At 71.5% G+C, this 23375-nt stretch carries 16 protein-coding genes and 3 pseudogenes; 5 read left to right on the top strand and 14 right to left on the bottom strand.

Features of this window, described 5'->3' with window-relative positions; all coding sequences use genetic code 11:
* Window positions 1–33: 33 nt before the first annotated feature.
* The 5 genes from ACFY0P_RS20340 to ACFY0P_RS20320 all read right to left on the bottom strand — a co-directional run bounded on the left by ACFY0P_RS20340 (window position 34) and on the right by ACFY0P_RS20320 (window position 9502).
* Complete coding sequence (locus tag ACFY0P_RS20340) at window positions 34–1293, bottom strand: TIGR02679 family protein (RefSeq protein ID WP_388914620.1); 1260 nt, start codon at window positions 1291–1293, stop codon at window positions 34–36.
* Window positions 1284–5447, bottom strand: coding sequence for a TIGR02680 family protein (locus ACFY0P_RS20335; RefSeq protein ID WP_388914617.1), 4164 nt, complete (start codon window positions 5445–5447; stop codon window positions 1284–1286). The genes ACFY0P_RS20340 and ACFY0P_RS20335 overlap by 10 nt, the downstream gene beginning before the upstream one ends.
* Before the next feature lie 8 nt (window positions 5448–5455).
* The gene (locus ACFY0P_RS20330) at window positions 5456–6679 is read right to left on the bottom strand and encodes a TIGR02678 family protein (RefSeq protein ID WP_388914614.1); all 1224 of its coding nucleotides are present in this window, start codon (window positions 6677–6679) and stop codon (window positions 5456–5458) included.
* Window positions 6676–8217, bottom strand: coding sequence for a TIGR02677 family protein (locus ACFY0P_RS20325; protein ID WP_388914611.1), 1542 nt, complete (start codon window positions 8215–8217; stop codon window positions 6676–6678). The genes ACFY0P_RS20330 and ACFY0P_RS20325 overlap by 4 nt, the downstream gene beginning before the upstream one ends.
* 940 nt (window positions 8218–9157) lie before the next feature.
* Window positions 9158–9502, bottom strand: coding sequence for a MerR family transcriptional regulator (locus ACFY0P_RS20320; protein ID WP_388914608.1), 345 nt, complete (start codon window positions 9500–9502; stop codon window positions 9158–9160).
* 985 nt (window positions 9503–10487) lie between these two features.
* Here ACFY0P_RS20320 and ACFY0P_RS20315 point away from each other — a divergent pair.
* Window positions 10488–10610 (top strand): annotated as a pseudogene (locus tag ACFY0P_RS20315) (fumarylacetoacetase); the annotation flags it as partial.
* Between the two features lie 105 nt (window positions 10611–10715).
* Window positions 10716–11075 carry a hypothetical protein gene (locus tag ACFY0P_RS20310; RefSeq protein WP_388914605.1) on the top strand — a complete coding sequence of 120 codons (360 nt, stop codon included), beginning with the start codon at window positions 10716–10718 and terminating at the stop codon, window positions 11073–11075.
* 107 nt (window positions 11076–11182) lie between these two features.
* On the opposite strand, the pseudogene ACFY0P_RS20305 reads toward ACFY0P_RS20310, so the two are convergent.
* From ACFY0P_RS20305 to ACFY0P_RS20275, 7 genes and pseudogenes are all read right to left on the bottom strand, one after another.
* Window positions 11183–11489: pseudogene (locus tag ACFY0P_RS20305) on the bottom strand (SCO5918 family protein).
* 49 nt (window positions 11490–11538) lie between these two features.
* A pseudogene (locus ACFY0P_RS20300) lies at window positions 11539–11842 on the bottom strand (CBS domain-containing protein).
* 179 nt (window positions 11843–12021) lie between these two features.
* Window positions 12022–12366, bottom strand: a complete 345-nt coding sequence (locus ACFY0P_RS20295; RefSeq protein WP_388914602.1) for a DoxX family protein — start codon at window positions 12364–12366, stop codon at window positions 12022–12024.
* A complete protein-coding gene (locus ACFY0P_RS20290) occupies window positions 12363–14330 on the bottom strand; it encodes an acetoacetate--CoA ligase (protein WP_388914599.1) in 1968 nt (655 codons plus the stop codon). Before ACFY0P_RS20290 ends, ACFY0P_RS20295 begins: the two co-directional genes overlap by 4 nt.
* Window positions 14327–15907: a bifunctional 3-(3-hydroxy-phenyl)propionate/3-hydroxycinnamic acid hydroxylase gene (locus ACFY0P_RS20285; RefSeq protein ID WP_388914596.1), complete on the bottom strand. Its 1581-nt coding sequence runs from the start codon at window positions 15905–15907 to the stop codon at window positions 14327–14329. The genes ACFY0P_RS20290 and ACFY0P_RS20285 overlap by 4 nt, the downstream gene beginning before the upstream one ends.
* A 19-nt stretch (window positions 15908–15926) precedes the next feature.
* Entirely contained in the window at window positions 15927–16865 is a 939-nt protein-coding gene (locus ACFY0P_RS20280) for a fumarylacetoacetate hydrolase family protein (RefSeq protein ID WP_388914593.1), read from the bottom strand.
* 35 nt (window positions 16866–16900) lie between these two features.
* Entirely contained in the window at window positions 16901–18043 is a 1143-nt protein-coding gene (locus ACFY0P_RS20275; RefSeq protein WP_388914590.1) for a VOC family protein, read from the bottom strand.
* Window positions 18044–18178: 135 nt separating this feature from the next.
* Here ACFY0P_RS20275 and ACFY0P_RS20270 point away from each other — a divergent pair, with 135 nt between their 5' ends.
* Window positions 18179–18814, top strand: coding sequence for a TetR/AcrR family transcriptional regulator (locus ACFY0P_RS20270; protein WP_388914587.1), 636 nt, complete (start codon window positions 18179–18181; stop codon window positions 18812–18814).
* A gap of 2 nt (window positions 18815–18816) precedes the next feature.
* Here ACFY0P_RS20270 and ACFY0P_RS20265 read toward each other — a convergent pair whose 3' ends face one another.
* Together ACFY0P_RS20265 and ACFY0P_RS20260 are read right to left on the bottom strand one after the other, a co-directional pair.
* Complete coding sequence (locus ACFY0P_RS20265) at window positions 18817–19599, bottom strand: DUF2993 domain-containing protein (protein ID WP_388914585.1); 783 nt, start codon at window positions 19597–19599, stop codon at window positions 18817–18819.
* 37 nt (window positions 19600–19636) lie between these two features.
* Window positions 19637–20275: a TetR/AcrR family transcriptional regulator gene (locus tag ACFY0P_RS20260; protein ID WP_388914582.1), complete on the bottom strand. Its 639-nt coding sequence runs from the start codon at window positions 20273–20275 to the stop codon at window positions 19637–19639.
* A gap of 186 nt (window positions 20276–20461) precedes the next feature.
* Here ACFY0P_RS20260 and ACFY0P_RS20255 point away from each other — a divergent pair, with 186 nt between their 5' ends.
* Together ACFY0P_RS20255 and ACFY0P_RS20250 are read left to right on the top strand one after the other, a co-directional pair.
* A complete protein-coding gene (locus ACFY0P_RS20255; RefSeq protein WP_388914579.1) occupies window positions 20462–22075 on the top strand; it encodes an MFS transporter in 1614 nt (537 codons plus the stop codon).
* 474 nt (window positions 22076–22549) lie between these two features.
* The gene (locus tag ACFY0P_RS20250) at window positions 22550–23326 is read left to right on the top strand and encodes a hypothetical protein (RefSeq protein ID WP_388914576.1); all 777 of its coding nucleotides are present in this window, start codon (window positions 22550–22552) and stop codon (window positions 23324–23326) included.
* The last annotated feature ends 49 nt before the right edge of the window (window positions 23327–23375 follow it).

Here is a 23375-nt window from a genome sequence, read left to right as displayed (position 1 = left end):
TGTCGAGAAGCCTCCAGCGCCGTCGCGCGTGGCTCAGTGAGCCGCTGTCCGCAGATCCGAGAGCAGGGTATCGAGGAGCGACTCCTCTTCGACACGCACTCGGAGCTCGATCATCGCGGCGGCCAGGCGCGGATCCCAATGGGTCGCGGCAGGCGTGCCCGTCAGGTCCTGCGGCTCGTTCACCCTGGTCACGGCCGCCAGGTAGTCGGCGGCCCCGTACCGCCAGGGGCGCCACGGGGCCACTCGCCCGAGCGCTGTGGCGATGCGTACCCCACCCCAGTCGAAGTCCGCATGGTGGAGGAGTGCCGCTCCGCACACGGACAGGCCGCGCAGCAGGGTGAGTGCGGCCGCCGAGGGCTGCCCCTGGAGGCACACCATGGGCGGGCATGCCGGGCCCAGGGCGTCGGCGGCGGCGGACAGGACGGCCGGGTTCTCGCACACGTGGACGTCTCCCGTCGCCGTCGTGATCCGGTTCGCGGTCGGGCGGGTGAGCGAACGCAGCGTCAGGACGGCAGGCTCACCCTCGTCGGCCATCCAGTCGAGGGCGGGTGTGCCGCGCAGGTTGAGGGTGAGGACGGTGGACGACACGTCGTCCTTGAGCAGTCCGGCCGAAGCCCAGGCCTCGCGTCGCCACCCGGCGCCGGCGCCGTCGGGGAAGCCTGTGAGCGCGCGGATCCCCGACAGCACGAGCGTGGCGAGCGGGGTGCCCTCGTCCAGGGCGTGGGCGCCGGTCAGATGGAGGGCCGCGAACGCCGCCCGTGACATCGGGGGGTCGGCAGGCAGTGCGTGCAGTGCCCGCACGGCGGCGGAGACGAGGGGGCCGGCGGCCTCGGGGGTGCGGGCGAGTCGCCGTACGAGACCGTCCTCACGGATTCGGCCGGACCAGGCGGCCAGTTCGGCATGCACAGTGGCGAGCGGGGCCAGTGCCTCCTCCCATGCCTCGGCCAGCCTGTCCCTCGTCTCCGCGCGCAGTGTGACGGGCCCGGTGAGGGCGACGACGGCGGTCTCCAGGCCGTCCGGGCTGACGCCGGAGCGACGCAGGATCTCGTCCACCGTGTCGAGGCGTAGGGTCAGGGACCGGCCGGCACTCGGAGGGCGTCCCAGCAGCCTTTCGGCGGCGCGGCGTTGGAGGTCGTCGGGGTGCGCAAGGGTGACCGTCCCGGTGAGCGGCCGCCCCGCCGCGATCCGCTGCCGGACGCGTTCCAGAAGCCAGGCCAGTCCCGGGTCCCCGAGCAGCCGCGCGAGCCGTTCGCCGTCGACCTTCGCTTCGGCCGCTGGGGAGTTCACGTCCATGGGGCCCCCGGTTCCACCGACGCGTCGCGAGCGTGGGCCTGGGCGGGAACCGATGGCGGACCCGCGGTGGCGCCGGGCTCGGGAGCGCGTCGCCGTTCCCCGCCGTCCCACTCCCATCTGGTCACCAGGACGGCGTCGATGTCGTCGACCCGGGACAGCTGGGCGATGGCGATGCCGGGCACCTGCGGGTAGCAGGCCCACTCGCGTTCGCTGGTCATGACGACGTCGAGGTCGAAGGCACGGAGCAGGCCCAGGCACTTGGCGCGGGAGTCGTCGTCGACTCCGGCGAACGCCTCGTCGAGGGTGACGAGGCGCGGGGCGTGGGCGCCGCCCGCGCTCGCGTAGTGGGAGGAGGCGGCGGCGAAGAGCGGGACGGAGGCGGCGAGGACGCGTTCGCCGCCGGAGGCGGGGCCGGTGGCCGGTACCCACTTGCCGTGCTGGTGGCGTTCGACACCGAACTCGTGCCAGGCGCGGTAGTCGAGGGCGGCGGTGAGGTCTTCCTGCCAGCTGCCGGTACGGTCGTCGGCCTGCCGGCGTGCGATCTGCTCCTGGAGGAAGGTGCCGACGGCGGCCCGGTCCTCGGGTGACCACGCGTCGGCGGACTGGCGCAGCCTGTCCCGGGCCTGGGCCAGGCCCTGCGGCGCCCGGCGGGAGGCGCGCCAGACCAGGCGCAGCTTCATGCCCGTGGACGTCGGACGCTCCTCCAGCTCCCGGTTCATGGCGCGCACGTGGCGTTCGGCCGCGCCGATCAGTTCCTGGAGGGTGCCGGCGACCTCGGTGATCAGGTGGGTCTGGAGGATCTCTCGTTCGTGCGCGGAGAGGATGCGGGTCAGTTCGGCGACCTCGGTGGCAAGGGCTTCGGCGAGTTCGGGTACCGCGCGTTCACGGCCCTGGTAGACGATGTCGACGCGCATGCCGTCCTCGCCTGGGCGGGCCGTGGCGGTGTGGCCGTGCCGGGACAACGCGTCCTGGAGCCGGCCGAGTTCCTCGCTGAGATGTTTCTGGATGCGTTCCCAGGCCGCGTCGGAGTCGTCGGTCGTGGCCAGGCGGGACTCGACGGCGCGGGCGAGGGTCACGGCGGGGGTGGCCGCCCACGGTCCGCCGTCCTCGTCCGGTACGGGCAGGTCGGGCAGGGCCACGGTGAGCAGTCCGGTCGCCGTGAACCGCTGGAGCGCGGCGATGGCCCGTTCGCGGGCGGCGGTGGCGTCGGTGACGTCCTCCGCGAGCCGCTCGATGCGCCCCTCGGCGTGGCCGGCCTGCCGGTCGGCGGCCTGGATGTCCTCCTGGGCTCGCTGTTGTTCGCGCTCGCAGGCGCGTGCGGCTTCCCCGGTCTCCTCCAGCCGCCGCTGGAGTTCGGCGACGGCCGCTCCGACGGTGGAGCGGAGGGTGCGCACGTGTTCGTCGGCGGCCGCGGCGAGGCGGGCCGCCTCCGTGGCGCGTTCGGCGAGCTCGATGGCGAGCTGCTCGGCGCGGCCGGTCTCGGCGCGTTCCCCGTCGACCGCCTGCTCGGCGTCCACGCGCTCGCGCGACGCGGGCCAGAGCACGGCGAGGTGCACGGCGTGGTCGGCAAGCGCCTGCCGTACGGCGGCCAGACCGTCCCTGCCGACGGGGAGGTTCAGGTCGCCCGCCGTGTCGCCGAGTTCGTTCGCCGTACGGTCGGCGTCGGCAGCCGCGCGGGCCAGTTCGGCGGCCCGTTCCCGCTGCCGGGTACGGGCCCGGTGGACGGCCTCGGCCGCCGCGCCGAGCCGGGCGTGGGCGCGGCGCAGGTCGTCCTCGCCTGGCACGGCGGCGAGTTCGGCGTCGAGTACGGTGCGCCGCTCGGCCACCGTCCCGCGCTCCCCGGCGAGTTGTTCCCGTTCGATTATCAAGGCCTGCTGTTCGAGCCGCAGTTCGCCGATCCGGTTGCGGCGGGCCTGTTCCCGGGCCCCCTCCCCCACGTACTGGGCACCGTCCTTGGCCCAGCCGCCGGTGAGGGCGCCGACCCGGAAGCGGCCGTCGGTGGAGACCCAGGTACGGCTGTCACCGTCCTTGTCGCCGTCCACGAGCGCGATGGCGGCCAGCAGGCGCTGGACGGTGTGCTCGCCGACGGCCGCGGCCCCGGCGTCGGCGTGGTCGACGGCCGGGCACAGGGCGCGGTCGAGCCCGTTTCCGGTGGGCAGGTCGAGCGGGTCGAGGAGTACGTCGTGGCCGTCCGCCCGCACCGCCGCACCGTCCGGCCGCACCCAGGCGTCGAGGAGCCCGGAGGCCTCCAACGCGGCTTCGAGGCCCGCCCGTTGCGCCTCCGTCACGTGCGGGCGGAAGTCGACGAGACGCCACAGCGGGGCGCCGAGGGCACGGCTGCGGAGATCTGCGGTGCGGGTGTGAGGGGCGGTGGGGCCGCGTTGCCCGCCGGTCTCCAGGGCGGCCAGTTCCTCGGCCCCGAGACGCAGGCGTTCGGCCGTCGCCGCCTCCGACTGGGCCAACGCCGCCGCCCGGTCGGCCAGTCGGGCGCCGAGTACGCGGTGGGCGGCGGTGGCGGCGAGTCGGGCCGGATGGGGCCCGTCCAGGCTGCCCGTCCAGCTCTGCACGGCGTCGAGCACGCCGGGCAGCCCGTCGACACGCAGTTCCACGAAGCCCGACAGCTTCTCCCGTACAGCCGCGACCAGGGCGTGCCCCGCCTCCTTGACCGTCTCCTCGGCCTCGGCCAGCAGCTCCGCGCTGTGCCCGGCCTCCTCGTCGGCCTCGTCGGCGCGCAGCCGGGCGGCCTTCCGGGCGCCCTCCGAGCGTTCGGCCGCCGTCACGAGGGTCTCCACATGGTCCACGGCCCGCCGCCTGCTCGCCGTGGCCTCGTCGGCGGCACGGCGCAGGACCGGGGCGGGGGCTCCGGTCATCCGAGGCACCTCGATCCCCGCCGCCGCCGCGCTGTCGGCGACCCGGCCCTCGATGGCGTCCAGGGCCTCCTGGGCGGCGGTCAGGCGGTTCGTGGCGGTGGCGAGCCGGCCGAGGGCCCGGGTGTGTGCTTCGGCGGCCTGCCGCCGGTCCGCCTCGGAGCGGACGGCGTCCCCGGCCGTGCGGGAGGCGTCGGCCGCCGCCTGGTCGAGGGCGCGGGCGTCGCGCATCTCGGGCCCGGACCGCAGTGCCGCGTCCTGGGCGCTGAGCCGTGCCGCCCGCTCGGCGAGCGCGGCCGCCCGGTCCCGCGCCTCGGTCCGGTCGGTCACGGCCCGGTCGTGATCGGCCTGTGCCCGTGCCAGCTCGCGCTGGAGGTGTTCGTAGCGGGCGTGTTCGGCGCGGGGCAGACGGGCCCGGCGGCGGGCGGCGATGCGGGCGTAGCGCCGGTAGTGGTCGAGGAACGCCGACGACGCCTGCTCGGCCTCGCGGGCGGCCCGCAGTTCCTCCTTCTCCTCGTCCAGCGACCGGAACGCCTCCGCGGCGTCGGCGATGACCGCCTGGTCCATCGGCGGCAGCGCCTCCGTCAGGGCCCGCGACAGGGCGGCCTCGTTGGGCCGCTTGGACAGCTGGGGCTGGCGCAGCTGGATGAGGAGGTCGACCAGCGCGCCATAGCGCCGCTCCCCCAGCCCGAACAGGGCCTCGTCGACCGCGCGGCGGTAGGCCCTGGCGGTGTCGTACACCATGCCGTGTGCGCCGATGGCCTCGGCGAGCCGGTCCCGGGACAAGGCGGTGCCGGTGGCGTCGAGCAGGTCGAGTCCGGCGGCGATCCGCTGGCTGGTGACGGCGAACCAGTGGCGGGCGATACCGCGTCCGGCGACGGCCTTCAGGCCGCACAGCAGGGTGCGGAAGTGGGCCTCGCCGGTGGTGTCGTCGAGCCGGCCGAACTCGATCCAGGTGTAGCCGAGCCGTTCCGGGTGGGGGTGTTCGCCGCCCAGGAGCAGGTTCCACTCCATGCGCTTGCCGGGGTCGCCGTCGGGCTCGACACGGCGCGCGGAGAGGTCGCCGTCCAGCAGGAACGGCAGGGTGAGGGCGAGCACCTTCGACTTGCCGGTGCCGTTGTTGCCGCGCAGCAGCAGCCGGCCGTCGCGGAACCAGAACTCCTCGACGTCGTAGTGGAAGAGGTCGACGAGCCCGATCCGCAGCGGCCGCCAGCGGCCGGGCGCGGGGGCGGGGAGGACGAGGCCCGGAGGCGCGGTCGGCGCGGTCCGTACGGTCGGCGTGGTCACGGCGCGGGTCACCTTTCGTCGCCGGTCGTTCTGATGACGGCGTCGCCGACCGCGTACCGCGCGAGGGCGGGGCGGGGCACGACGCCTCGCGGGGTCTGCTCGGCGAGCCCGAGGGCCTGGAGCTTGGTCAGGGCCTGTGCCACGAGCTCGGGTTCGGCTCCGGGCTCACGGGCTGTCTTCGACCAGAAGTTGCCGTGTTCCACCGCGAGTTCACGCACGTGCGCGGCCAGTTCGGCAACCGTGACCGGCCCGTCGGCCTGTGCCAGGTGCTGGGCGAGGAGCAGGGTGACGTGGCCGTGGGTGCCCTGTTCCGGCATGCGTACGTCGGTGAGGTCGTCCAGCGGATCGACCATGGCGATGCCCTCGGCCCGGACCTCGGCGACCAGTCCGGTCAGTTCGGTGATGCGGGCGGTGATGAAGCCGCGTTGCCGGGTGAGGTAGCCGAGTTCGTCGTCGGTGAGGTCGTCGTAGTAGAGCACGGGGTCGTCGAGGAGGCGGCGGGTCAGTTTCCAGCGGATGGCCCGGAAGCGCAGTTCGTCGCTGTCGAGGGCGGTGCGTGCCGTCATCTGAGTCAGGCGTTCGGTGAAGTCCTCGGCCTCGATCAGGGAGGGACCGCGCAGGGCGGCGGGCATCCCGGCGAGAACACGCCGGCGTACGTCGTACAGCACGTCGCCGGAGCCGCTGACGTACGCCTCCTCGTCACCGGCGACCCGCCGCAGCACGCCGATCCGGAGCAGCAGACGTACGACGGCGGCGAGGTCGAGGCGTTCGTCGCGCCGTTCCAGGGTGAACTCGATCCCGGCGGCGACGAGTTCCGGGTCGGCGGCGGCCAGGACGACCTGTTCGGCGAGACGCCCGAGGGCGACCTGGGCCTCGCCGCGCTCCAGGGCGGCGAGGGTCAGGCAGAGCAGGACATAGCGGCGGCGGGTGAAGGGCAGGGCGGTACGGGCCGTCTCGCGGGCGGGGTGGGTGGCGTCGGTGAGGGTGCCGGGTGTCTTGCGCAGCCGGGCCGCGTCGGCGTCGGTGCGCAGTGTCCAGCCGACGTTGCGTTCGAACCAGTCGCGCAGGGCGGTGGCGTGTCGGCGGACCAGCCGGAACTCTTCGGCGTACGGCCCGTCGGCGGTCAGCAGCGGCTCCTTCAGCAACGCGCGTGCGGCACGCTGGATCTCGGCCTCGCGCTGGCCTTCGAGGACCTCCGCCAGCGGGCCGGAGGATCCGGCGGGGTCGGTCACCGGCCGTCCCCCGTCCCGGTCACGGTGAGGTCGACGATGTCGATCACATGGTCGGGGCCGCTGAACACACCGTCGGGGGTGTGCACTTGGGCGATGGTTCCGTCGTCGAGCGCGGTCAGCCGTATCTCCATCGAACCGTCCGAGCTGGTCACCGTGGTGGTCGTCATGCCCGGCCGCCAGGTGGCGAGGGCGTCGCCGAGCAGGCGCAGGAACAACTGGAAGGCGAGGGCGTCGAGTTCACCGAGCCGGGACAGCCGTACCGGCCCACCCGTCGCAAGCCGGTCACGGGCCTGTCGGGCCTCAGCTGTCTGCCGGGCGGCGAGTTCGGCGAGCCGCCGCTTCGCCTCGCTCCGGTCGGCCACCCGGCGCGGCCTGCCCCGGCGTTCGTAGCTTCCGGTACGGCGCAGCTGGGGGCTGATCCGCAGGGGGCGCGCCTTGGCCCAGGGCGTCGCGGCGGGCTCCGGGGCGGCGGCGCGTTCGGCGAGGGTGTCGGCGTCGACGGTGAGGTGCCGGGACGAGTGGAGCCCGAACGCCACCCGCCACAACCGGTGCCGCGTCTCGTCGTCCGGTGCCTGGGCGAACCAGCGGGCCAGCGTGCGGAAGTCCGCGGAGCGGTCCGAGCGCCCGGCCCGTCGTTCGTTCAACTGGCGTACAACAGACAGTAGTTGCGGAATGGCTCCGAGGGCACGCCCGCGCAGCAGCCGAGCCTGTGACTCCCGCCCCTCCTCCGACACGAACCACTGGGCGAGCCCGGACCAGCGCGCTGCCCACCTCTCGTACGCCACCGCCTCCGCCTGCTCGGCCTCCTCGGGAGCGGCGTCGGCGGCCTCCCGCCCGGCGGCGAGGGCCAGCAGCGGCCCCACCCTCCCCTGTTCCTCCAACTCGCCGATGAGCAGGGCGATCCGCCCGCCGAGCGTGATCAGATCCTGGATGAACCGCTCCAGGTACTGGATCAGCCGGTCCTTGTACGCGAGGAACGCCTCGACCTCGATGTCGTGCAGGTCGATGGTGCGCTGCAACGAGCCCATGAAGGCACGCGCGTTGTCCGCGAGGTCGGTGAAACGAGCCGTGAGGACGGACAGAGCGATATACGCCTTCGCCGGATCCGGCTCATCCTCCTGGGCGATCACCAGAAGCGCCCGCAACTGCGTGACGATGTCGTGCAGCGCGACCGCCTGAAGTTCCCCGCGCCGCCCGAGCGTCGCGTCGTACGTCCCGAGCGCCGCCTCGGCCGCCTCGCCGGCCCGGGTGAGCTGGTAGATGAACCGCCTGCGGTAGAAGTCCTCGACGGCCGTCACCCGGGCATGGTCCGGATCGGCCCGCAGGTTCCCCCACCCCACAAGCCTGTCCAGCGCCGTCACCACCGCCTCGACGTCACCGGGCCGCGCATCCACGTCCAGCGCCGCGAACACGTCCTCCGGCCGCAGATGCACCGCGAACCGCTCCTTGGCGGCGAGGAACGCCCGCATCACCTGTCGGTAGAGGGCGGAGTTGGGCACGGTGAGGTGCGCGAACGGGCTGTAGTCCTGCGAGGTCATCGTGGGTCCATTGTCCCCGACCGCCGCCCTCGCCGGAGCACGATGTCCGGTTTTCGTCTCACGCCGGGGGCGTGGCCGCGTACTCGGCCCACACCGCCCTACCCGGCCCCTCGGACCGGGCGAGCCAGCCCCGGCGGGACGCCGGCCCCGCGACGATGACCAGCCCCCTACGTCCTCGGGGTCCGCCGCGCGAAGCGATCTTGGGCGGGGCGGTGTGCGTTCGGCGGGGGTGTCGGAGACCTCGATCCGGACCACGGTACCGGCGGCTCCGGTCTCGTAAAGGTGCAGATGGAAGTCCGGGCCGGACACGTGCCCGTGCCGCACCGCGTTGACGGCCAGTTCGCCGACGACCAGCGCGACCGCCTCGTGCGGGCCGCCGCCGTACGGGATCCCCCAGGCGTCCAGCCGGTGGGCGGCCGGGCGCCGCGCGGGGTGCCCCAGCAGGAGGCGCTGCAGCAGCGCCCCCGCGCCGTGCGACCCGCTGCGTGTCGAAGACGATGCGCAACGGGAACAGCCCTGCCCCGCATTCGCCGGAGGTGTCACTGAGGTCGTGCACGACCTTGCGGCCGAAGTCCGTGCGGAGGATCCGGTCCTCCGGCACCGACACGATCGACTCGTCACGGTCGGACGGCGAACCGGTCGGCTTCGCTGTGTCGACGTAGTAACAGCGGCGTACGGGCTTGCCCCGGCTGTCCACCGTCTTCACCGGCGCGTCCGCGACGTAGACGGCCTGGAACAGCGAGGTCAGGCGCTGCCGGCCGTCCAACAGCAGCAGACCGGGCTCCCGCCCGGCAGCGGCTCCGCACCCGTGAGTGTCCTGGCACGGAACCGAGAGGCGCCGCCGGTCTCCAGTGTCATGGTGACGCCCAGCGGGTAATTGTGTCGGGGTCCTTGGTGTGGTCCTGGCCGGTCGGCGTCGGGGCCGCACCCTGCGTCCTTGTCAGGCTGGGGTTTCCGACTGCGACTGGCCGCCTTGGGCGCGCAGTTGCTCGTTGATGCGCTGAGCTTCTTCGAGCTGGTCTTCAAGGATGACGATGCGGCAGGCGGCCTCTATGGCGGTGCCCTGGTCGACGAGTTCGCGGGCGCGGGCGGCGATGCGGAGCTGGTAGCGGGAGTAGCGGCGGTGGCCGCCTTCGGAGCGCAAGGGGGTGACCAGACGGTGTTCGCCGAGGGCGCGGAGGAAGGCTGGGGTGGTGCCGAGCATCTCGGCGGCCCGGCCCATGGTGTAGGCGGGGTAGTCGTCGTCGTCGAGGGAGTCGGCGGGCCGGGTACTGCGAGGGGGCATAGACCTCTTCTTTCGGGGGATGCGTCGGGGGGCCCGGGTGCCGTACCGGCACCCGGGCCCCGAGCTTTCAACACCATCTACCGGCCGACTGCGTCGGCCTTCTTTTTCCGCAGGTTCCGCCTGGGAGGGCTGGGCTGCGGGGATCGCAGATGCGTGACCGGGGACCACCTTCCAATCCGAGGCCTTGCGGTACCCGGGCGGACTGCCTCCTCGCCCGGGCGATCCTGATGGCGTTCTGCTCCTTACCTTCGGTTACTCGGTTGTACTGCTGGATAACGCGGGTGCTGCTCGCGACCCCTTCGGGTCGTGTCCTGCTTGACCTGCATGCACGGCAGTTCATGTCTGCCGTGCCTACTTCGACTTCCTGCGTACAACAGAAACGGTAGCCCCATGGATGGCGAATGTCTACCTCAGTCATGACAGATTTCCTCCGTGGTTCGGGTGGGAAGTTCTGCCTTGAGTACCTCTGCAAGAGTGCTCCACAGCTGTGTCACCGAGCGGGCGCGCGGAGACTCCGGCCGAAGACGCGGAGCGGGCGGTGGTAGTCGCCGTCGCGGTGACCACCGTGACCCTCGCGGTGGTGTCCGTGGCCGGGCGTGACCTTCGGGATGAGTGTCCGTGAGCTGTTCGAGGAGCCGGTGGTGCGGTGCTGACGCGCCGCGGGCGGCCGGCTTCCGCCACGGCAGCAGGATGACAAGACGGGCGGTCGGACCGGTCGTCCCCCAGTCCCCGGCGCCTCCGCAGCCCGCATGGCCCTGTAAAGCCTGCGGGACCGCCCATCCGGCTGGACCGTACTCCCAGCGGTGCAGCCGCCGAGTGCCCGTGCGCCGCATGCGCAGACGGCAGACCGTCCGGGACGTGAAGGCCCCGTCCGCCTCCGACCCCAGGCCGTAGGCGCATTCAGGCTGCCGCTATCCGCTGTAGAAGGGCCTCGTGCCGACCGCAGACCTCGTCCACCGCCCAGCGCGGCAGGGTGATCAACTAGCGCGCCGTCCACATCGAGACCAAGGCGGTCACCACCGCCGAACTGCTCGCAGACCGGGCCGCCGTCCCGGAGGCCGCCGCCTCCGGCGCGAGCGGCACGCCTGTCGCCGACCTGGTGGCGCTGCCCCGGTCACCATCGGGGCCTTCGGCGCCAAGTCCGTGAACGCCCTTCGCGCCCGCTGTCGCCATCGCTCAGAGAGCTGGATGGCGAGTAAATATAATCCGCCGCATGTCGAAGCCTGATGAGCTGCTCGTTGACATCGCCGCCCTGGTGGAGTCCGGGCAGAGCAACCAGATGTCCCTGACCGTGGTCACCGGTGGTGCTGTCATCACCGGTCGGCTGGCTCCCGAAGCAGTGTGGAGGCAGAGGGTGTCGGACGTGCTGACGGATTCCGCCCGCTTGGGAGAGTTCTCAGCCGTCTTCGACACCCCCGCGAAGAAGGCCGGGCCCCCCGCTCATCTGCACTTCCATGTCGCCCGGATCCTGCAGGGCACGGTCGGTATCCCGGAGACAGGCGGGATGTACCGTGTGGCGATCGCCGACGTCAGCGCCTGGTCCATGGGCGACTTCAGCTATTCCGACCACTGAGCGACCACTGCGACGGAACCCCGTCACAGGCAGTGTGGGCCCGACCGGCGCTCGCAGGTCGGGCCCACACTGCTGTTCCGGCGTCGGCTCGTTGCCTGTCCCGTCGGTCAGACGGACACGGGGGTACCGAGCATCGCGGAAGCTTGCTGGAGCGAGCTGAGGATGCGTACGGGTGCGGCCGTGGGGAGGGTGCGGCACGTGAAGCCGAGCCGAGTCATGGCCCGGAGGACTTCGGCGGCGCTGAGGTCACGGCGGTCCTGGCGGGTGATGACCTGGCCGACTTGCTTGACGGGGTAGTGGCGGCGGCCGATGATCACGGACACGCCGGTGCCGGGTTCGGGCTTGATGCCCTTCATCGATTCCAGCACGCCGTTCTCGGTGAGCTCGAAGGGGAAGCGCGATGACGCAGCCCATGTGGCCTCACAGGGAGAAGGAGAGAACGGTCCGACCAGGGTGAGGCGGTTCAACCGGAGAGGGCGAGGACGCCCAGGGGGCTGCCTTTGCCCGTCGACCACCGGCAGGGCACCGAGCCGACGGGAGCGCATCGCGTGCTCGGCTTCGGCCATCGTGGTCACGGGTGAGGTGAACGACCTGTGGTCGCCGAGGATGTCGCGCAGGCGGACGCGGTCCGTGTAGGCCGAGCTGTCGCGGACGGCGGTGAGTTCCATCCGGGTGACCAGTCCGGTGCACTGGTCGTCCTGGTCGCAGACGACCAGTCGGCCCGTGCGGGCGGCGGCCATGACGGACAGCGCGACCTCGACGCTCATGTCGTCACAGACCTGCGGTCCGGCCGCGTCGGCCGTCTCGCAGGCCCCGGACGTCGGCGCGGGCCGCCCGGCCTCGGGGGGAGGGGAAGGCCGGTGTGCGACGACAGCCCGCGCGGAGCCGGGGAGGGGCGGCCGCCACCCTCACAGGGAGCTGCCCGTGCCCGGCCGTACAGGACGCGTCAGCCGGCGGCCATCGCCGTTGCCACGTACGTCAAGGAGATCAGGGCCATTACGGCGGCCGGAACGGCCCGGGGCGGCGGATCGCCGTGGCGCAGGTGGACCACTGCCGCCGCGGCCGTCAGCAGGGCGAGGCATGTCGCGGCGGCCACGCCCAGCGGCATCCAGGTCAGCCCCGTCAGCAGACCGGCAACCCCGGCCACCTCCAGCGCGCCGACAACGCGATAGAGCCGTACCGACATGCCGAGATGGGCCGCCGCCTGGCGCATGAACGGCACCGCGGCCAGCTTCGCCAGCCCCAGCGGAAGGAAGACCAGGGACAGGGCGACGGCCAGCACGGCGGTCATGAGGCGGACCTGCCCCTGCGGCGCTCCTCGCCCAGCCGGGCGTAGTAGTCGATGAGGTCGGGGCTGTCCACGGTGGCGGGGTTGACGACCTGCTCGACCGGGGCGCCCTGGAGCAGTCGCTTGATCGGGACCTCCAGCTTTTTGCCGGTGCGGGTGTGCGGGATGCCCGGCACTTCGAGGATCTCGTCGGGGACGTGGCGCGGTGAGGCGCCGGTGCGGACGGCGTCGCGGATCTTCTCGCGCAGGGTGTCGTCCAGGGTCACCCCGGCCGCCGGGACCACGAACAGCGGCATCCAGTAGCCGCCGTCCGGCTCCTCCGCACCGATGACCAGGGCTTCGGCGATCTCGGGGAGGCGTTCGACGGCGTCGTGGATGTCGGCGCTGCCCAGGCGGACGCCGTTGCGGTTCAGCGTCGAGTCGGAGCGGCCGTGGACGATCACCGAGCCGTGTCCCGTGACCGTGATCCAGTCTCCGTGTCGCCACACGCCGGGGTAGGAGGAGAAGTAGGCGTCTCGGTAGCGGCTGCCGTCGGGGTCGTTCCAGAAGTACAGCGGCATCGACGGCATCGGGCGAGTCACCACCAGTTCGCCGACCTGGTCGGTGACCGGGAACCCTTCGCTGTCGTACGCAGCCAGTGCCACGCCCAGGTGGGGGGCCGACAACTCCCCTGCCCAGACCGGGGTGTTGGGTGCGCTGCCCGCGAACCCGGAGACGATGTCGGTGCCGCCGCTGATGGAGGCCAGCAGAACGTGGTCGCCGACGTGGTCGCGGACCCAGGGGTAGGCGGAGGCGGGCAGGGCCGAGCCCGTGCAGCCGACGACGCGGACAGCCGACAGGTCGTGGACGGACGGGTCGATGCCGAACTTGGCCATGCCCAGCAGGTATTGGGGGCTGGTGCCGAAGACGGTGACCCGGTGACGGGCGGCCAGCTCCCACAGCACGTCGAGCTTGGCGAAGGGGGCCGGGCTGCCGTCGTACGTGCAGGTCGTGGCGCCGGTCAGGAGGCTGGAGACGACGAGGTTCCACATCATCCAGTGGGTGGTGGTGTACCAGAGGAGGCGGTCGCCGGGGCCGAGGTCGGAGTGCAGGCCCAGGGTCTTGAGGTGCTCCACCAACACGCCGCCGTGGCCGTGGACGATGCCCTTGGGCAGGCCGGTGGTGCCGGAGGAGAACACGACCCACAGCGGATGGTCGAACGGGACCGGTACGCAGGTGAGTTCCTCGGTGCGGGTGGAGGCGTCCTCCCAGGGGATGACCAGCGACGGGTAGGTCTGCGACGGCCAGGGCAGGCCCATGTGGTCCACCCGCAGGGTCGCCTTCAACGTGGGAAGGGCGTGGGCGAGTTCGAGGGTGGCGTCGCGGCGGTCGTGGGTGGTGCCGTTGAAGAGGTAGCCGTCGGCGGCGATCAGCACGGTGGGTTCGAGTTGGGCGAATCGGTCGGCGGCGGCCTTGGGGGCGTAGTCCTGGCCGCACACCGACCACACGGCGCCGAGGCTCGCCGCGGCGAGGAACGCGACGACGGCGTGCGGGGTGTTGGGCAGGTAGCCGACCACCCGGTCGCCCTGTCCCACACCGAGGTCGCGCAGGGTCGCGGCGACGGAGGCGACCAGGAGGCGCAGTCTCTCCCCCGTCAGCTGGTAGCCGGATCCGTTCTCGTCCAGTGCAATGATCGCGGGCCGGTCACTGGCGAGGTTACGCAAGGCGTGGTGGGCGTAGTTGAGGGTGGCGCCGGTGAACCAGCGGGCGCCGGGCATCCGTTCCTCGGCCAGCACCTGCTCGTACGGGGTGTCCGCGTCGATGTCGAAGTACTCCCACACCGCGCCCCAGAAGCCTTCCAGGTCGGTGACCGACCAGCGGTGCAGGGTGGCGTAGTCGTCGGGGGCGACGCCGTGGAGCCGGGCGAACTCCGCGATGCGACTGGCGGCCGCCGTCTCCGGGGCGGGTGTGAAGAAGGGCGTACTCATCGCGTCGTGCTCCTCAGCAGGCTTTTCGCCGCGGTCCGTTCGGAAGGGTCAGGGCTTCGTGTGGTGTGCAGGAGGGTTGCCCAGGCGGCGGTCGAGGTGAAGTCGCGGCCGTCTGCCGGGACGATGTCCATGACGACCCGGTCGGGTCGTAGCAGGACCGCATCTGCGTGTCCTGCGCGCAGCCAGGCGGCGAGGGTGCCGTCGTCGCCGAGGTCGGTCACCGGGACGGTGTGAACGCCGAGACTGTGGGCGAGCGCGGTCAGGGAAGGGCCGGGCTCGGTGGCGGTCAGTACGGCGAAGGAGTCGCCGAGCACCTCGTCGAGCCGGGTGTGCCGTCCACCGACACTCACCCATGGTTGGGGGCAGTGGGTGCCCGCCAGCCGTCGGCGGACACTGCGCCGCACGAGCGGTCCGGCGGTCAGGGGTGGGCTGAGGTCGCGGCCGGCCAGCTCGGTCAGGCCGGGTATGCGGCAGGCGGCGGCCAGTGCCCTGCGGCGGAGCGCGGCGGCGCCGTCCTGGCCGCCGGTCATGGCCCAGCCCATGGCGACCGCGAGGCGGACCACATGCCGGGCGTGCGGCTTGCGTTCGCTCTCGTAGGTGTCCAACAGCCGTTCGTCGCCGCCCTGCTGGAGGACGCGGGCGAGTTTCCAAGTGAGGTTGCAGGCGTCCCGCAGTCCCGAGCACAGTCCCTGTCCGACGAACGGCGGGGTGAGGTGGGCGGCGTCGCCGAGCAGGAAGACCCGTCCGCTGCGCCAGCGGTCGGCGACGCGTGCCCGGAAGGTGTACTGGGTCTCACGGACGACCTCGAAGTCCCGGTCGTACGAGGGCGGCAGCCAGGGGGCGATAAGCTCGCGGACCGACTCCTGTCCTTCCCCGAGCCGGAACTCCCAGCGGTAGCGGTTCTCGCTCACGCGCATGAAGGTGGCCGGCCGGGCCGGGTCGCAGATCTGGTCGACGCCTTCCCAGCAGCGGACGGGGCCCGTCGTGTCGACGTCGATGACCTTCCAGCGTTCCTCGAAGCGCAGGTCCTCCCAGGCGCCGCCGATGGCTTCGCGGGTGAGGCTGTTGGCGCCGTCGCAGCCGAGGACCGCGTCGGCCCACAGTTCGTGCTCACCCTCCTCGTCGCGGTAGGTGACACGGACGGGGCCGGTGGAGTCCGGGCCGACGCCGGTGACCTCCACGCCACCGCGCAGTTCGCACTCGGGGCGCCGGGCCAGGGCGTCGCGCAGTACACGTTCCAGCTCGGGCTGGTCGAACATGCTGGTCTGCGGATAGCCGTGGTGGCCGTGCTCGGTGCGCCGGAACTCGGCCATCACCCGGTGCCGGGCGTCCAGCAGCCGCAGCCCCTTCGCCGGGCGGGCGATCGCGGCGAACTCCTCACCGACGCCCGCAGCCTGAAGGATCCGGTGGATCTCGTCGTCACCTGCGACGGCGCGCGGCAGCGGGTAGATGTCCCGGTGGCGTTCGAGGACGACACTGCGGACTCCGCGCCGGGCCAGGAGAAGGGCGGCGGTCACGCCCACCGGCCCGGCCCCGACGATCACGACGGGCACACGTGCGGCTTCATCGACGGTCATGTGCGGCTCACCTCGGGTATCAGTTCGCGGCCGCGACGGGCGTACGCTGCTCGCCGAGGTCGATGCGGCCGTCGGGGGTCGCGATCGTCGCCGTGATCACGTCACCCGGACTCAGGTAGTGCGGGTTCTTGGCCTGGCTCTTGAAGAAGGCCTTCCATTTCAGGGCGGGCGGCAGCAGCGCGCCGATCTTCTCGACGGCCTTCGGCGGGGCCTTCAGGGCGGTGCCGCCGGGAGTGCCGGTGAGCAGCAGGTCGCCGGCGTCCAGGGTCTGGAAGCGGGCGAGCAGGGTGAGTGCCTGTGCCGGGCGGACGATCATGTCGGCCAGGGTGCGGTCCTGGCGCAGCTCGCCGTTGACGCTGAGCTTCAGCCGCAGGTCGAGGAGATGGGTGAAGTCCTCCGGCTCCAGCAACGACAGGTACGGACCGGTCGGCGTGAAGGTGGGGTACGACTTGCTCTCGTAGAACTGCGTCTTGGTCAGCTGCACCTCGCGGGCGCTGATGTCGTTGGTGATCACCAGTGCGGCGACGTACGACGGCAGGTCCCGCTCCTCGACGACGGTGCCGACGGGCAGGGGCGCGCCCATGACGAGGCCCAACTCGATCTCGTAGTCGAGGAATTTCACGTGCGACGGCCGGACGACGGCGTCGCCGGGGCCGCTGACCGAGCCGGACGCCTTGCGGAAGAATGCGGGCGGGATGTCGCCCTTGAAGCCCGAATCGCGGGCGTGGCTGCGGTAGTTGACCATCTGGGCGACCACCCGGCAGGGCGTGGTGACCGGCGAAAGCGCCACCAGGTCGGCGACGGGCGTGCCCGGTTCGCCGGAGGCGGCGGCCTCGCGGACAGCCGGCCGGTCGGCCAGCAGCTCAGCGGTGGTCACGGCCTTGGTGTCGACGGGGACGGCCCGGTCGCCTCGGACGACCCACCAGCCGTCGGCGGTGCGCAGGACATTGGTGCTCATGTCAGTGCCTTTGTGAGGGATTCGCGTGTGGGGGTTCAGGATTTGGCGGCCTTGAGCAGGCCGAACAGTCGTGCCGGGTCCATCTCGTTGTCGCCGCGCAGGGCCTCGATCACGTCGCGGACCCGCTGCGGGGAGGGGCTCGCGCCGAGGAAGTCGCGGGTGGCCGGCGGGCCCCACTGGGCGAGGCCGCTGGTCGACATCGGCGCCCAGCCGGGTTCGACGTCGCAGGAGAACAGGTCGCCGTCGGCGAAGTGCTCCAGCATGAAGTGGTCGGGGTCGCGCCAGTAGTCGAAGAGCTGGCTGCCCTGGATGTGCCGTCCGATGCCCCAACTGCGCGTGTATCCGCGCTCCTTGAGGTATTCGCCGCCGACGGCGATGGAGTCGAGGTCGGTGACCTGGTAGGCGGAGTGGACGTATCCGGTGCCCGGCCCGAGGTGCATGGCCAGGGTGTGGTGGTCGGCCGGTACGCCGCCCAGGTCGCAGCGGATGAACGCCATCGTCGGGCCGCGATCGCGCTGCCCGTCCAGGAACAGGAAGTCGGACACGATCATGCCGAGTGTGTCCAGGTACCAGTCCAGGGCCCGGCCGAACACCCGCGTCTCCAGCACCACGTGGCCGAGCCGCTGGATGCGGGACGGCTCGCGCGCCGGCCGCTGGGTGGCGTTGGTACGACGGTGATCCGTGCCGAAATTGAGGAGCAGCGGCTGCTGTTCCGGCAGTGCGGCGAGCTGTTCGCCGCAGTGCACGACCCGGACCGGGAAGCCCGACGGGTCGAGCAGGTCGATCACCTTTCCGCCGCCGGGAACGTCGGAGTCCCGTACGGACGATCCGGTGGCGCGGGCCAGCCGGTCCAGGTCGCCCCGCTCGGCGGCGCGGAACGCCGGACCGATGAAGCGGGACGTACGACCGCGCCGGATCACCATGCAGGGCGAGCCCGCGAAGGTACCCCGCAGCCACAGCTCGCTCTCGGTGCGGGCGGCGACGCCGAAGCCGAAGTCGCGGGCGAAGACCTCCGCCCGGTCCAGATCGGGCTTCTCGAACTCCAGCCAGGCCAGGTCCGCCACCTTGATCACGGGGTTCCGGGATCGGCCGGGGTGTTCGCCGCGCAGGGCGCCCTGCTCACTGTGGAGGTCCTGGTGGGCCGTGATGACGTCCCCGTTGACGCGTGTTTCAGACATGGTGCCCTCCGAGCAACACTGCCGTAATGAGGAAATAATCAACTGTGACAGTTCTGTCGTCAAGACGTTCGCCGCAGGAAATGATGAATTCATCAGGACTGCGATCGTCATAGTGAAACCAGTTAGACTCTGCGCATGTCTACGTCAGCCCCGCCCAGCAACCGGTTCGAGCGACGTCGCGCAGAGACCCGTGGAGCTCTCGTGCGAGCGGCCCGGCAGATACTCGCCGAGAGCGGCGACACCAGCGCGAGCATCCAGGCGATCGCCGAGCGCGCGGATGTGGGCTTCGGCTCCTTCTACAACCATTTCGACTCCAAGGCGGAGTTGTTCGAGACGGCAGTGATCGACGCCTTCGAGGAGTTCGGGCAGGCCTTCGACGAGCGTCTGACGGGGATCGACGACCCGGCGGAGCTGCTCGCGGCCGGCTTCCGGCTCAGTGCCCGCATGGCCGACTCCCACCCGGAGCTGATGCAGGTCCTGCGCCGCCGTGGCCTCGGGCACATCCACTCGGGCAACGGACTGGCCCGACGCGCCCTGCGTGATCTCCAGGTCGGCATCGCCTCCGGCCGCTTCACGACCCTCGACCCTGTGGTCGCCCTGACCGCGCTCGGCGGCACCCTGCTGTCCCTGGTGGAACTGCGGTTCGCCCGCCCCGAGGTGGACGGCGACGAGGCCGCGGTCAACCTCGCCGAGATGGTCCTGCGGATGCTGGGCCTGCCCGCGGACGATGCGTACGAGGTCGCCCGACGCCCCTTGCCCGACGCCCCCTGACCTCACGCGGACGACGAGTGCGGGCGGAACGTGACCGAGCGGCCCGTGAAGCGGGCGTCGATTCCGTCCTCGCCGGTGGTGACCGACCGCAGCCGGAGCCCTTCGGGCACGTTCTGCAGCGGAATGGGCTCGTCCAGGGCCTTGTCGAGCAGTGATTTCAGCGGAGGGAGCAGTTCACCCTGCTCCGCGCGTACATCCGTGAAGGCGATGCGGTTGCCGCCGGCCGCCGAGACGGCCGCGCTCACGGTCACGTCGCCGACGAGCGGCAGACTCGCGGTCGCGTCGACCCGGCCGGGCTCGTCCCCTTGTGACACCTGCACGCCGAGCGCGCTCGACACGTCCGCGTACGACAGGAACGCGGTCGCTGTGACGCCGTCCGCGTGAGCCTCGTCGGCGCTCCCCGAGGTCTTCAGCCCGTCCATCCCGACCGTCAGCTTCGTCACCGGGAGCGGCCGGGTCGTGCCGTCGGCCGGAATGTCGTGGGCGGTCAGGTCGACATGGTCCAGGCTGCCCGCAGCCAGTTGGTTCAGTACGGGAAAGCCCCTGACGTGCACCGACGGCCGATCGGCGGTTCCCATGCCGTCCTGGAACGCCTTGGCCGTACGGCTCTCCGCGCGGACAGCGGCGATCCGGTCGACCGCGACTCCGCCGACCAGCACGGCCACCAGGGACGCTGCGGCGATGATCATGCGCCGTCTGGTCCGGGTCGGGGGGCTCGCATACACGGAGCCGTCGCCGTAGTAGGGCTCGCCGACGTACTTCTCGTCGCGGTGGGACTGGTACATGGTTCTCCTCTTCGAGTGATGCTTGGGAGGTGCGCGCCTACGCGGCGTCGCCCGCGGGGCGGACAAGCCCGTGGACGCACGCCGCAGCGCTGTCTCCGGCCACGCCCATCGCGATCAGGGCGGCGGTCGCGGTGGCGGTTCCGTCATCGCTCCAGACCCCGCTGTTCACGCAGTCGAGAAGCCCCAGCAGGTGCCCCTCCAGCGCCCGGGTCAGGACGAGCGGGGGGACGCCGGTCTGGAAGGCGCCCTGCCGTTGCCCCCGGCCGATGATCGCCTCCGCCATGTCCCGCGCGGGAGCCAGGACTTCTGCCAGCCGATCGGCCCCGAGGTCCTGGGGAGCGAGGCGGAGCAGGATGCGGTAGCGATCTCCGACGGGCCACACCGCGAGGACGAAGCGCGCCAACTCCGTGACGGCATCCGCCGCCGGTGCGCGCGGGACCGCGAGCGCCTGCCGCAAGGCCCACGTGGCCTCCTCCACCAGCCCCTCCACCAGTGCGGCCCGGCCGTTGAAGTGGCCATAGACCGTACGGCGCACCACCCCTGCCGCCTCGGCGATGTCACCGAGGCTGCTGTCGGGGTCACGCCCGAGTTCCTGCCGGGCCGCCTCCAGGATGCGGGCCCGCGTGAGCAGAGTGCGGCTGCGTTCCGAGGCGGCTGTCAGGTGTGCGTGGATCATGTCGAACCTCCAGTGGACGGGGGAGGGCGACTCGATAGTTGCACATCGATGAGCAATAAACTAGTCTGCACATCAACGGGCAATTAGCTGTCCCTGGTGCCGGGCCCCTCTCGGCCCCGCATGCACCGATCCCATCGATTCCGCACCCCGAAGCCTCCGCTTCACCTCCTGCCGAGGAGCCTGACCATGCCGCTCTTTCCGAACACACCCGTCGAGAAGATGACGGAGCCCTACCACCGCCGCTGGTGGGCCCTGCTGGTCCTGTGCCTGAGCCTGCTGATCGTCGTCATGGCGAACACGTCACTGATCGTGGCCGCCCCCGACATGACCAAGGACCTGGGGCTGTCCAGCAGTGACCTGCAGTGGGTCATCGACGGCTACACCGTCCCCTACGCCGCGCTGATGCTGGTGCTGGGCGCGATCGGCGACAAGTACAGCCGCCGCGGCGCCCTCGTCCTCGGCCTGCTGATCTTCGCCGGAGGTTCGGTGATGGGCGGCCTGGTCGATGAGACGAACCTCGTCATCACAGCCCGCGCGATCATGGGCGTCGGTGCCGCCGTCGTCATGCCGGCCACGCTCTCGCTGCTGGTCGCGATCTTCCCGAGGGCGGAGCGCGCCAAGGCCATCACCGCCTGGTCCGCCACCTCCGGCCTCGCCATCGCCGCCGGTCCCCTCGCCGCCGGCTGGCTGCTGGAGAACCACGCCTGGGGCTCGACGTTCCTGATGAACGTCCCGATCGCCGTCCTCGCCGTCGTCGGCGCGCTGCTCCTGGTCCCGCCGTCGAAGGCGGAGGGCATGGGCCGGATCGACTACGTCGGCGGTCTGCTGTCGATCGCCTCGGTCGGCTCTCTGGTGTACGCGACCATCGAGGGCCCGCACTTCGGCTGGGGCGTCGGCCCCATCACCGCGGCCGTCGTCGCCGGCGTGGGCCTGCTGGCCTTCGTGGCCTGGGAGTTGAAGCACCCCAACCCCATGCTGAACGTACGCAAGTTCACCGAGCGTCCCTTCGGCGGCTCGATGATGGCTGTGCTGTTCTTCTTCTTCGGCACCTTCGGCTCGATCTACTACTCCACCCAGTTCCTGCAGTTCGTCCTCGGCTACGACGCCCTGGAGACCGGTGTCCGCCTGCTGCCGCTGGCCGGCGCGGTCTTCGTCGGCGCCGCGGTCACCGGCAAGCTCGCCCCGAAGCTCGGCGTGAAGACCGTGGTCGGCACCGGCATGGTCATCGGCACGGCGGGCGTCTTCCTGCTCACGCGGATCGAGTCGGGATCGACGTATACCGACTTCCTGGCGCCCCTGCTGCTGCTCGGCTTCGCCATCGGCCTGAGCCTGTCCCCGGCCACCGACACCATCATGGGCTCCTTCCCGGAGGACGAGCTGGGCGTCGGCGGCGGCGCCAACGACACCGCCCTGGAACTCGGCTGCGCCCTGGGCATCGCCATCCTCGGCTCGCTGCTCGCCACCTCCTACAAGGACAAGCTGACCGACATGGTCGGCGGCCACCTCCCGGCCGAGGCCATGGACACCGCCAAGGACTCCGTCGGCGGCAGCATCGCAGTCGCCGAACAGGTCGCCAAGAACCCCCAGGGCGGCGCCCAGCAGGCCCACACCCTGCTGGGAGCGGTCCACGAGTCCTTCGCCCACGCCATCGCCCACACCAGCCTCATCGGCGGCATCATCATGGCCGCCGGAACACTGATCGTCATCGCCGTCCTGCCCGGCCGGGGGCACACCCCCAAGCACGGTGAGGAAGATGCAGCACCGGCTACCGAGGAGCAGACCGAGACCGTGGGCGCCTGAGCCCCGTACACCGGAGGCCGGAACCCCGATTCCGGCCTCCTCCACCCCCAGGACGGGCTGTGCCTGAGCGGCGCACGGCCCCGGGACGGTGCCGGGAGGGGACACCCGGCACCGTCCCCCTTTTTTGCTGTCCGTCCCGGGTGGCTGGGGTGGCGTCCAGCGGACCTCCGAGGCGACCCCAACCCGGCCCGGTTCTAGGATGATTGTCGAAGATCAGGCGCCTGTGGGGTGGCTTCGGGGGCGGCTTGATTCGGGACCACTGACTTGACGCCGAGTTGGGCGGTGCAGCGTCGGGGAGCTGGTGATCAAGCCGTTCGGGGAGGGGCTGGGCAGGTGCGGGGGGGGGGATCTGGGAAGAGACGCCGCGCGGTTGAGTGCCGGGTGTGGCGCTGTGGATGGTTGGCGTGGTGCTGCTCGGCCTGGGCTGGTGGCGAGATCACGCGGGATTCTGGGCGGACAAGGCGTTCCTCACCCATGTCTTCCGTGACGACCGCTTCGTCCGGCGTTCCGTTGGCCCTGGTGATCCTCAACCGGGTCGCGATGGTGCAGGCCGAGGCGGTGGAAGCGCGTGCCCGGCGGCGTCTGGCCATGCGGGTGGCCGGCCGATTTGCCGCGTCCGTGCCCTTGCAGTTCCACGGGCCTGCGGCTCGTCTTGAAGACGACAAGGAACGAGAGTCCAACGCGCATCTGGATGACCTCAACCACGGCAAGGCGGCGCTTGCCGTCACGACCTCCAAAATTCTGCCGAATGTGTTCCAAGGCATGCAGGCGGCATGCAGGCCCGCCTCGACGAAATGCGCCGACGGCCAGGTCTTTCGCGTACGAGGCTCGCATCATCGAAGACCTGGTCCAGCCGCTCGGAGACCGGTCCAGCGGGCGGAGTGGATTTACCCCTATGACGTGGCGGCGCGGGCCGGGCAGTGCCGCATCGCCACGACACCGGCGCGGCGCAAGGATGCTCTTCCGAAACTGGCGGAAGGCGTGGCTCGCTGTGCCGGCGTGCTTGCCGTCGCGGTTCAGATCGACCGGGACCAGGGCTACGTCGACACTCCTCGCAAGAACAGATCCCTCGCGGGCGGTGCGACCTTCGGGACCTGGGAGAAACAGATCGAAACCCTGGTCAAGGCTCGGCCCATCCCTGAACTGCCGGAATGGGAAGGGGCCTTGGACCCAGACGGGGTAGGAAGCCATCCTGACCGGGAGCCCTTCGAGTGTTCATTCCCCGGCACCCTGGACCCGGTCATCGACTGAGTGACCTTCCCAAGGAAGACAGCAAAGGACCCTCAACCGCGCATGACCG

Origin of the sequence: Streptomyces sp. NPDC001714 (assembly GCF_042892755.1) — a bacterium.
GTDB lineage: Bacteria > Actinomycetota > Actinomycetes > Streptomycetales > Streptomycetaceae > Streptomyces.
Note: the sequence above shows the minus strand (reverse complement) of the source record. Positions and strands in the feature narration are given on the sequence as shown.